10 protein-coding genes and 2 tRNA genes are annotated in these 10717 nt (G+C 68.7%); 11 read left to right on the forward strand and 1 reads right to left on the reverse strand.

The window, feature by feature from the left end:
* The 9 genes from I0Q12_RS34220 to I0Q12_RS29000 form a co-directional block, all read left to right on the forward strand.
* A partial coding sequence (locus tag I0Q12_RS34220) for a sensor histidine kinase KdpD (protein WP_231611660.1) occupies window positions 1–2194 on the forward strand: 2194 nt, incomplete at its 5' end.
* Complete coding sequence (locus I0Q12_RS28965; RefSeq protein ID WP_068159208.1) at window positions 2191–2607, forward strand: roadblock/LC7 domain-containing protein; 417 nt, start codon at window positions 2191–2193, stop codon at window positions 2605–2607. The genes I0Q12_RS34220 and I0Q12_RS28965, both read left to right, overlap by 4 nt.
* Window positions 2608–2620: 13 nt before the next feature.
* Window positions 2621–2995 (forward strand): DUF742 domain-containing protein, encoded by a 375-nt coding sequence (locus I0Q12_RS28970; RefSeq protein ID WP_072808921.1) that lies wholly within the window; start codon window positions 2621–2623, stop codon window positions 2993–2995.
* 13 nt (window positions 2996–3008) lie between these two features.
* Complete coding sequence (locus I0Q12_RS28975) at window positions 3009–3563, forward strand: ATP/GTP-binding protein (RefSeq protein WP_068159210.1); 555 nt, start codon at window positions 3009–3011, stop codon at window positions 3561–3563.
* Window positions 3563–4372: a signaling protein gene (locus tag I0Q12_RS28980; RefSeq protein WP_197257108.1), complete on the forward strand. Its 810-nt coding sequence runs from the start codon at window positions 3563–3565 to the stop codon at window positions 4370–4372. The genes I0Q12_RS28975 and I0Q12_RS28980 overlap by 1 nt, the downstream gene beginning before the upstream one ends.
* Window positions 4373–4544: 172 nt before the next feature.
* Window positions 4545–7049: a DNA gyrase subunit A gene (gene gyrA / locus I0Q12_RS28985; RefSeq protein WP_197257110.1), complete on the forward strand. Its 2505-nt coding sequence runs from the start codon at window positions 4545–4547 to the stop codon at window positions 7047–7049.
* A complete protein-coding gene (locus I0Q12_RS28990) occupies window positions 7050–8273 on the forward strand; it encodes a DUF3566 domain-containing protein (protein WP_197257112.1) in 1224 nt (407 codons plus the stop codon).
* Window positions 8274–8348: 75 nt separating this feature from the next.
* Window positions 8349–8422: transfer RNA gene (locus I0Q12_RS28995), tRNA-Ile, on the forward strand.
* Between the two features lie 136 nt (window positions 8423–8558).
* A tRNA-Ala gene (locus I0Q12_RS29000) sits at window positions 8559–8631 on the forward strand.
* 86 nt (window positions 8632–8717) lie between these two features.
* Here I0Q12_RS29000 and I0Q12_RS29005 read toward each other — a convergent pair.
* Window positions 8718–9707 carry a pirin family protein gene (locus I0Q12_RS29005; protein WP_197257114.1) on the reverse strand — a complete coding sequence of 330 codons (990 nt, stop codon included), beginning with the start codon at window positions 9705–9707 and terminating at the stop codon, window positions 8718–8720.
* Between the two features lie 71 nt (window positions 9708–9778).
* Here I0Q12_RS29005 and I0Q12_RS29010 point away from each other — a divergent pair, with 71 nt between their 5' ends.
* Both I0Q12_RS29010 and I0Q12_RS34225 read left to right on the forward strand, forming a co-directional pair.
* Window positions 9779–10270, forward strand: a complete 492-nt coding sequence (locus I0Q12_RS29010) for a carboxymuconolactone decarboxylase family protein (RefSeq protein WP_197257116.1) — start codon at window positions 9779–9781, stop codon at window positions 10268–10270.
* A gap of 2 nt (window positions 10271–10272) precedes the next feature.
* On the forward strand, window positions 10273–10717 hold a 445-nt coding region (locus I0Q12_RS34225), incomplete at its 3' end, for an LLM class flavin-dependent oxidoreductase (protein ID WP_307846614.1).

The raw sequence follows: 10717 nt of genomic DNA on the forward strand, positions 1-10717 counted from the left end.
GGTGCGTCGCGGTCACTCCGCGCCCGTCCAGCTCGGCGACATCCTCCGCGCGGCCATGTCCGAAGTCGAGGACTACCAGCGCGTTCAGATCGGTTCGACGCCGGACGGTGCCCTCAGCGGCGCCGTCGCGACCGACATCGTCCACCTGCTCGCCGAGCTCGTCGACAACTCGCTGCGCGCGTCGCCGCCGGACAGCAACGTCACGTTCAGCTTCGCTCGCGCCGTCGACGGTGGCCTGCTCGTCGAGATCGCCGACCGCGGTATCGGTATCCCCGCCGAGGAACTCGAAGCGATCAACCACCGCCTGTCGCAGGGCGGCGAGGTCGGTCCCGACTCGGCCCGCCACATGGGTCTGTTCGTGGTGTCGCGGCTCGCGGACCGGCACGGTCTCACCGTGCGGTTGCGTCCGACCTTCGACACCGCACGCAACCCCGGTATCACTGCCAGCGTGCACATCCCGGACGTTCTGCTCGTCTCGCCGCTCGCGCTGTCCCACACCGGTCCGCAGCCCTGGCGCGGCACCGACATGCCGAACGATGCCCAGGAGCAGCCGGCATTGCCGCGCGTGGAGCGTGAGGTGGCGCAGCTTCCGGCCGCGACACAGCAGGATCGGCCGGGTTACCAGTCGGGCGAGATCCCGGAGGTGCCGCGTCAGGCCCGTCCCGAGATCTCGGGCGAGCTTCCGGTCACACCGGTCCAGCCCGTGTCCCAGCCTCAGTCGCTGCAGAAGCCGGAGCAGAACGGTCATCAGCTGCCGGAACGCAACGGCCACCACCGGGCGCCGAACGGCCGGCCGGTGGACGGTCTGCCGCAGCGTGAGCCGGGCGCGACTCCGAGTCTGCCGCAGCGTGAGCCGGGTGCGATCCCGGGTCTTCCGCGTCGCCAGCCCGGCGCGACCCCCGGTCTGCCGGTCCCGCAGTCGCCGGCTACGCCTCCGGCCGCGTCGACGCCGACGCCCCGGGTGCAGCCCGACGCTGCCGCGGCTCTGGCCTCCGCGCTTCCGTCGCGTCAGCGGCCTGCGGTCGAGTCGGATTCCGAACGCACGGTGGTCACGCCGAGCGTCGACTCCGGTCCGGTGCAGCGTCCGCAGGACGCAGGTACGGCACGGCGTCCGCAGGAGGGTGGTCTGCCGCAGCGTCAGCCGGGTGCCACCCCGGGTCTGCCGCAGCGTCACGCCCAGCAGCCCGCGCCCCAGCCCTCGACGTCACAGCCCTCGACGTCACAGCCGGGTGCCTCGCAGTCGCCTGCTCCGCAGCGTCAGTCGCCCCCGCCGGGCCTGCCGCAGCGTCAGCCCGGTGCCACGCCCGGTCTGACTCCCGCTCCGGCAGGTTCCGGTGTGAGTGCTCCGGCGCCTTCCGAGCCGATCGCGCCGGTTGCACCGCTCGCGCCGGTCGGTGGACCCGTCACGGGTCTTCCGCAGCGTCAGCCGGGCTCGACTCCGGGTCTGCCGCAGCGTCACGCCCAGCAGCCGGCGCGGCGGCCCGAACCGGTCGCCGAAGCTCCGGTCGAGACGGCAACCCCGGCGCAGGTCAACGGCCTGCCGCAGCGTCAGCCGGCCTCGACTCCCGGTCTGCCGCAGCGTCAGCCGGGTGCCACCCCGGGCCTGCCGCAGCGGCCCGCGCAGTCGGATGCACCGCAGCCGGCCGCGACCGTCGGAGCCGCAGCTTCCGCTGCGCCCGTGCAGACTGCGCCGAGCATCGCCAACGGCGACTCGGTTTCGCCGCACAGTGAGGCCAGCCAGGCCGCACGGCACCGGTACCGGACGAACTCGGCGAAGACCGCCTCGTTCTTCCAGCCTCGGGGCGAAACCGGAGCCCTCCGCCGCCAGGCCGCAGCACCGCCGATCTTCAACGACGTGATGTCCGACTGGCTCGTCGACCCGACCAGCCTGCCGGAGGATCGGCGCAAGCGGGAATGGACGTCGGCGGCCGATGCAGGATGGGAAGCAGCGCAGCGCGCGGCCGAGGTTCCTGTGGAGGACCACACCACTGCAGGTCTGCCTCGTCGCGCCCCCGGTCACCGTCTGGTGCCGGGTGCGGTCGAACCCGTGGCACCCGTGGAACGGCCGACGATCCGACGGCGCGATCCGGAAGCCATCCGGGCGAACCTCAGCCGTCACCAGCAGGGTGTCCGCAACGGCCGGTCTACGGTGAACGCGACCACACGTGAGAACAACGAACAGGGAGTTCGATGAATATTGACCACGGATCCGATGTAACTCGTCCTTTGGACTGGTTGGTATCGAACTTCGCGCGCGAGGTTCCCGGTGTTTCCCACGCCGTGCTCGTGTCCGCCGACGGCTTGCTCATGGCCGCCAGCGCACACCTTCCGGTCGACCGCGCCGAGCAGCTCGCTGCGGTGACGTCCGGTCTCGCCAGCCTGTCCAACGGTGTTTCGCAGCTCTTCGACGGCGGCGGCGTGCTGCAGTCCGTCGTGGAGATGCAGCACGGTTACCTGCTGCTCATGAGCGTCGGCGACGGCTCTCACCTGGCCGCCCTGACCGCCTCGGAATGCGACATCGGACAGGTCGGTTACGAGATGGCACTCCTGGTCGACCGCGTGGGAGCGTCGGTCGAGGCGACCCCGCGGGTCGGCCAGGGGTCCTGACGTCGAGGTGGCCATGGAATCGCGCAAACCTGAGTCGGTGCCGGACCAACCCAGTCTGGTCCGCCCGTACTCGCTGACTTCGGGGCGAACGAACCCCGCAGTCGAACTGGCGTTGGAGGCGTTGATCCAGGCGATCCCGGGCACCGACGATCGGGCCCGGGACCTGGACAACATCAACGCCACCATTTTGGAGTTGTGCAAGGAGTCCCCGTCGGTAGCCGAGATCGCTGCTCGGGTGGGTGTGCCAATCGGGGTGGCACGCGTCCTCGTCGCGGATCTCGTCGAGGCCGGACACGTCCAGATCTTGGCCACGCTCAAAGACGATTCGAGCGACGCGGAGCGTCGTGAGCTGATTGAAAGGGTCCTCAGTGGACTTCGCGAACTCTAACGACCCCAAGCGGGTGACCTCGACCAAAATCGTGATCGCCGGCGGCTTCGGTGTCGGAAAGACCACGTTGGTGGGGGCAGTGTCGGAGATCGTCCCGCTGCGCACGGAAGCCTTGGTGACCAACGCCAGCGACGGCGTGGACAACTTGAGCGCTACGCCCCAGAAGGCCACGACGACCGTCGCCATGGACTTCGGTCGTATCAGCCTGGCCGAGGATCTCGTGCTGTACCTGTTCGGTACGCCGGGACAGCATCGGTTCTGGTTCATGTGGGACGACCTCATCCGCGGTGCCATCGGGGCGATCGTGCTGATCGACACCCGTCGCCTGGACGAGAGCTTCGCCGCCGTCGACTTCTTCGAGGCGCGGAACCTCCCGTTCATCGTTGCGATCAACGAGTTCGACGATGCGCCTCGTTACCCCGTGGAGGACATCCGGCAGGCGCTGGCCGTCTCGGCGGAGGTCCCGATCGTCTCGATCGACGCCCGGGCCCGCGAATCGGCGAAGTCCGCTCTGGTGACCGTCACCGAATATGCACTGAGGAAGTTGCACCAGCCGGTGGCCCGGTAGTGGACGCCGACATCCAGCTCTTCTCGATGGGGGCATGGGTGGTGGTCCTGGCGTTCGCGACGTCGTCGATCGGTCTGCTGGTCGGCCTCGTGAGCGCCAGGAAGGCACGATTCGCCACCACCGATCGGCAAGGGCTGTTGTGGATGCTGCTGGCGGCCGCGTGCGCGGGGGGAGTGGGGACGTGGCTCGCCCTGCTTCTCGCCGTCGCGGGATTCGGGGTCACCGACAGCATCGTGCGCCACGATCTGGTGACCATCGCGTTCTCGCTGGCGGTGGCGCTGGTGAGCTCGTTCGTCGCGCTGGTCGTCTCGATCAGCCGCGACGGGCATTCACCCGGCCGGTTGCTCGCCGGTGGGGTGCTGTTCGGCGCCGGGATCTGCGTGGTGTTCCTGTCCCTCATGTGGTCCGTGCGGCTGCAGGGCACGTTCACCTTCGACACCCCGTTCGTCATCGCGACCGCGGCGGTGTCGCTGGTCGTGGCGTTCTCCTTCCTGTGGCTCGTGGAGGTCGCGGACCGCACGCTCCTGCGCATCTGTGGAAGTGTCGTGACGGGCGCGGCCGTCCTCGGTGTCTACTTCCTCGGGATGGCGTCGGTGGAGGTGACACCGGACTCCTCGATCGCGATGCCCGGTGGGATCGAGCTCTTCTCGGTGTTGTTCGCGGTGTTCGTCGTGGGCACGGTGGTCATCACCCTGCCCATCGTGCTGACCCTCATGGACCCGGATCGTGTTGCGGCGCAACTCGAACGGGAAGTCGATCAGTGGGTCGCCGAACAGGGCGGAAACGACGAGGGCGCGCGGCTCGGTTAGACCGGTCCCGGCCCTCCCCGCCGGCACGACCGTCCTGTGTGCAACGTGATGGAAGGAAAGTGCCGTCCTTCTGGGTGTTCGCTGACCTGCACCTATAGACTCGGGTGGTTGCGAGACGTCCACCGGGCGACGGTTCCGGGTAGACGTTCGAGCCGAGTAGAAGAAGGAGCTCATGACCGACACCACGTTGCCGCCGGAGGGGCCGGGGCACGACCGCATCGAGCCCGTCGACATCCAGCAGGAGATGCAGAGCAGCTACATCGATTACGCGATGAGCGTGATCGTGGGCCGCGCGCTGCCCGATGTGCGCGACGGCCTCAAGCCGGTGCATCGCCGCGTCCTGTACGCCATGTACGACAACGGTTTCCGCCCGGACCGCGGTTACGTGAAGTCGGCCCGCGCCGTTGCCGAGACGATGGGCAACTACCACCCGCACGGCGACTCCTCCATCTACGACGCGCTCGTGCGTCTCGCCCAGCCGTGGTCGATGCGGTACCCGCTCGTCGACGGTCAGGGCAACTTCGGTTCCCCCGGCAACGACGGTGCCGCCGCGATGCGGTACACCGAGTGCCGCCTCACGCCGCTCGCGATGGAGATGCTGCGCGAAATCGACCACGAGACGGTCGATTTCCAGCCGAACTACGACGGCCGCACGCAGGAACCGACGGTTCTCCCCAGCCGTATCCCCAACCTGTTGATCAACGGGTCCAACGGCATCGCCGTCGGTATGGCGACGAACATTCCGCCGCACAACCTCAACGAGGTCGCCGAGGCGATCTACTGGGCGCTCGAGAACTTCGAGGCGGACGAGCAGACCACACTCGCGGCCGTGATGGAACGCATCAAGGGCCCGGACTTCCCCACGGCGGGTCTGATCGTGGGCAGCCAGGGCATCCACGACGCGTACACCACCGGTCGCGGTTCGGTGCGGATGCGCGCGGTCGTCGAGATCGAGGAGGACGCCAAGGGGCGCACCACGATCGTCGTCACCGAACTGCCGTACCAGGTGAACCCGGACAACCTGATCACGTCCATCGCGACGCAGGTCCGGGACGGCAAGATCGCCGGCATCTCCGAGATCCACGACGAGTCCTCCGATCGCGTCGGTATGCGCATCGTGATCACGGTCCGCCGCGACGCGGTCGCGAAGGTCGTGCTCAACAACCTGTACAAGCACACGCAGCTGCAGACCAGCTTCGGCTGCAACATGCTCTCGATCGTCGACGGGGTGCCGCGCACACTGCGCCTCGACCAGATGATCCGGTACTACGTCAACCACCAGATCGAGGTCATCGTCCGCAGGACCCGGTACCTGCTGCGCAAGGCCGAGGAACGCGCCCACATCCTGCGCGGCCTGGTCAAGGCGCTCGATGCGCTCGACGAGGTCATCGCCCTCATCCGTCGTTCGCAGACGGTCGACATCGCCCGCACGGGCCTGATGGACCTGCTCACAGTCGACGAGATCCAGGCCGACGCGATCCTCGCGATGCAGTTGCGCCGCCTCGCCGCCCTCGAGCGTCAGAAGATCATCGACGAACTGGCCGAGATCGAGCGCGAGATCGACGACTACAAGGACATCCTGGCGAAGCCGGAACGGCAGCGCGCGATCGTCCGTGACGAGCTGAAGGAAGTCGTCGACAAGTACGGCGACGAGCGACGCACCAAGATCATCGCGTCCGACGGCGAGGTGTCCGACGAGGATCTCATCGCCCGCGAGGACGTCGTCGTCACGATCACCGAGACCGGCTACGCCAAGCGGACGAAGACCGATCTGTACCGGTCGCAGAAGCGCGGCGGCAAGGGTGTCAAGGGCGCCGAGCTCAAGCAGGACGACATCGTGAAGAACTTCTTCGTGACGTCGACGCACGACTGGCTGCTGTTCTTCACCACCAAGGGTCGCGTCTACCGGGCCAAGGCGTACGAGCTGCCCGAGGCCAACCGCACCGCGCGCGGCCAGCACGTCGCGAACCTGCTGGCGTTCCAGCCGGACGAGCGGATCCAGGGCGTGATCCGGATCAAGTCGTACGAGGACGCGCCGTACCTGGTGCTCGCCACCCGCAACGGCCTGGTCAAGAAGTCGCGGCTCGCGGACTTCGACTCCAACCGGTCCGGCGGCATCGTCGCGATCAACCTGCGCGACGAGGACGAACTCGTCGGTGCGGTGCTGTGCTCCGCCGACGACGACCTGCTGCTCGTGTCGGAGCAGGGCCAGTCGATCCGGTTCTCGGCGACGGACGAGGCGCTGCGGCCGATGGGCCGCGCGACGTCCGGTGTGCAGGGCATGCGGTTCAACGGCGACGACAAGCTGCTGTCCCTCAACGTGGTCCGCGAGGGAACGTATCTGCTGGTCGCGACGTCCGGTGGCTACTCCAAGCGCACGCCGATGGAGGACTACCCGGTCCAGGGCCGTGGCGGTAAGGGTGTCTTGACGATCCAGTACGACCGCAAGCGTGGCACCCTGGTCGGAGCGCTCATCGTGGACGATGACGACGAGCTCTACGCGATCACCTCCGGTGGTGGGGTCATCCGTACCGCCGCCAAGCAGGTGCGCAAGGCCGGCCGCCAGACGAAGGGCGTCCGGTTGATGAACCTGGCCGAGGGCGACACGTTGCTGGCGATCGCACGCAACGCCGATGAGCCCGAGGAGGGCGCCACATCAGATGCGAAGGAGTCGTAAGTGAGCACTCCCCAAGGACCGAACGGTGCCGACAAGGGGTCGCCGGCACCGAAGGGGCCTAATGGGCAGGAGACGGCGAATGCGCCGGTGAAGCCGGACGCAGCGAAGCCGTCGTCGGCAGAGGCTCCGTCGGCCGCATCGGCTCCGGCGGCTCCGAAGTCGCCCGACGCTCCGAAGGCCCCCGCAGGCCCGGCGGCCCAGGCTGCGGCGAAGCCGGAACCGTCCGAGCCGTCGGATCCGCCCGCGACCGGTGCCGACAAGCCCGCTACGGGTGCCGACAAGCCGGCCGCCGGTGCCGACAAGCCTGCGGCGGGCGCTGCGGACAAGCCCGCACCGAATCCGACCGCACAGACGACACCGACCGTCCGTCCGGCCGCGGACAAGGGCGTGAACCCCGCGCAGTCCGGCGCCCAGCGCCCGGCTGCCGCCGGTCAGGTCCCGCCGTGGCAGCGGGGACAGCAGACCCCGGCCGCGCACCAGAACACTCCGCAGACGAACCTGCCGGGTCGTGGTCAGGGCGTCGACCGGGCGGTCACCGGGAACGCTGCTCCGCAGCGCGCCTCGGCCCAGCCCGCCAGCGCACGGCCGCAGAGTGCCCCGACGCCTCCGACACGGCCCGTCGTGACCGGTACCGCGGCGGCGTCGCTGACCGGCGGTGCGGATCGGACGTCCGTCAAGGCCAAGTCGGCGATCATCGACGGGCCGACGCGGCACATCGAACGTAAGGACCTCGCGAAGGACCTGCCGGACCTGTCGACGGTGAAGCACCCGCTTCCGGCTTCGGCACCGGTGGCCGGGGAGGCCTCTGCGGGCGCTCCCGCCGCGTCGTCCGCCACGGCTGTGACCGCGGCGGTGCCGATGGCCGGGGAGCCGCTGCGCGCGACCGTTCAGGTCCGTCGCATCGATCCGTGGTCGATGCTCAAGATTTCCTCCGTGATTTCCCTCTCACTCTTCTTCGTGTGGATGGTCGCGGTGGGTCTGCTCTACGGCATCCTCGCCGGCATGGGCGTGTGGGAGCGCCTGAACAGCGCTTTCACCGACATCGTGTCCGAATCCGGTAGTGGGGGCCTGATCAGCGCAGGTCAGGTCTTCGGCTACGCCACGGTGATCGGCCTGGCCAACACGATCCTGCTGACGGCCATGGCGACGCTCGGGGCGTTCATCTACAACCTCTGCACCGATCTGGTCGGCGGTGTGCAGGTCACTCTCGCTGACCCCGACTGACCTGGGAAAACGCTGCCCCGCCGAACCGATTTTGTCGTTCGTGGTTCGGTGGGGTAGTGTTCCGAATCGGTTCGAGGGCCTATAGCTCAGGCGGTTAGAGCGCTTCGCTGATAACGAAGAGGTCGGAGGTTCAAGTCCTCCTAGGCCCACTCCCCGTGCCGAAAGGGCAGCCAGCATGAAGGTTCTCGCATTCGTGGGAGCTGCAGTGCTGGTGGCCATCGGAATCGCTCGGATGCTTCGGAGCGAAGACGAATGGCACGAGGTCACCAGCCGCTGACGGCGGACGGGGCCTTAGCTCAGTTGGTAGAGCGCTGCCTTTGCAAGGCAGATGTCAGGAGTTCGAATCTCCTAGGCTCCACAATAGAAAACACAGTCTCCACAATCGAAGACACAGCAGAGGGCGCTTTCCCGGATCAGGGAAGGCGCCCTTTCTGCTTGTGGCCCCTACAGCGGATTCCGGCGCGGACGCAGCTGCGCGTTCGGCAACGCGGGCGCGGGCAGCCTCGCGACCTTCCCCTGATAACCCTCGACCCGGCCGAACCGATCGGATTCGCTCTCCCAGGCGTCGCGGAAACGGACGATCTCCTCGTGGCTGCGGCCCACGAAGTTCCACCACGTGACGATCTCCTCGCCGAACGGGGTGCCGCCGAGCAGCACGACCCGGGCGGGGGAGTCGGTGAGGTTCGTGAGCGTCAGCGCCGTCAGGCCGGTGCCCACGTAGCCGAGCGTGCCGCGCGACAGCTCCGTGCGGGCGAGACGGACGGTGCCGGTGTCGACGAGGACACCGTGCTCGAAGGACGCGTCGACGTCGAGGTGCAGTTCGGCGTTCGCGTCGAGGGTGATCTCGGCGCCGAGCAGCGGCGTGAACGTCTCCACCGGCGACGTGCTGCCCGCGAGAGAGCCCAGGAAGACCTTCGCGGAACCGCCGTCGAGGTAGGTGGTCGCGGGCGCGTGGTGCTGGAAGTTGCGGGGTGCGTCGCGGGCGCTGTCCGGCAGCGCGACCCATAGCTGGACACCGTGCAGCGTCGTGGTGTCCGGGGTGGACACCTCGGAATGGCAGATGCCGTGGCCACCGGTCATCAGGTTGACCTCGCCGGGCCGGACGAACGCGTGCACGCCGTGGCTGTCGCGGTGCTCGATCTCGCCGGTGAACAGCCAGCTCACCGTCTGCAGTCCGGTGTGCGGGTGGGGTGCCACGTCCATGCCGCCCGTGGCGGCGACGTCGTCGGGACCGTAGTGGTCGGCGAAGCACCACGCGCCGATGAGGGAGCGTTGCCGCTGGGGGAGGGTCCGCCGGACCGGCATCGCGCGGGGACCGCCGAGCGGCACCTCGCGGGCGGTGAGGATCTCGACGTAGGGATGACCTGCCTCGTCGCGGGGACACGGGCCGGTCTCGCAGGTTGTCTCGACCGGATGGACGTCGGTGTTGCTCATGCTCAGAGCGTGCCACCGATCGCGTGCGCGCGGCCGGCCGATTCCGGAATCGGCCGGCCGCGTCGGCCCCGATGGCCGACAATCGTTCTGTGGCGAGCACCGAGCGCATCCCCATCGACAAGCAGACCCGTCCGGTGTACCGGGCACAGGTCGCCGTCGCGGTGGCGGTGCGGGACGCGGTGGCGCAGGCGGGTCTGGACCGCACGGTCGTCGAACTGGTGAACCTGCGGGTCTCGCAGATCAACGGGTGCGCCTACTGCCTGGACGTGCACACCCGCGAGGCGCTGAAGGACGGTGAGAAAGCGCAACGCATCGCGGTGCTGCGGGCGTGGCGGGACACCGACCTGTTCAGCGACGTCGAGCGGGCCGCGCTCGCGGTGGCGGAGGCGGTGACGGATCTGCCGTCGCCGGACGAGCAGGATCGTGTCTACGCGGAGGCTCGCAGGCACCTGACCGACGACCAGTTCTCGGCGATCGTGTGGGTCGCGATCGCGATGAATGCGTTCAACCGGGTGTCGATCGTCAGCCGGCACCGCGTCGATCCCGAGTCCTGGAAGTCCTGACCGTGCCGGACTACGGACACGAACTGCGATTCGGGGTATCCCTCACCCCGACCGCCGCCGATCCGGACGCCGTCGTCGAACTCGCACTCGTCGCGGAACGGGCAGGACTGGATCTGGTGACCGTCCAGGACCACCCCTACCAGCCGCGGTTCCTCGACACCTGGACGCTGTTGACCTGGATCGCGGCCCGCACGGAGTCGCTGATCCTGTCTCCGAACGTCGCGAACCTGCCGCTGCGCGGTCCGGTGATCCTGGCCCGCAGCGCGGCCTCGCTCGACCGGCTCAGCGGTGGGCGCGTCGAGCTGGGGCTGGGCGCCGGGGCGTTCTGGGACGCGGTCGCCGCGAACGGCGGGCCGCGGCGCAGTCCCCGGGAGTCGGTCGATGCGCTGGTCGAGGCGATCGCGGTGATCCGGACGTTGTGGTCCGACGACGCCGGGCCGGCGCGGC

Origin of the sequence: Rhodococcus sp. CX, from assembly GCF_015865005.1 — a bacterium.
In the GTDB taxonomy this organism is placed as follows: Bacteria; Actinomycetota; Actinomycetes; order Mycobacteriales; family Mycobacteriaceae; genus Rhodococcus.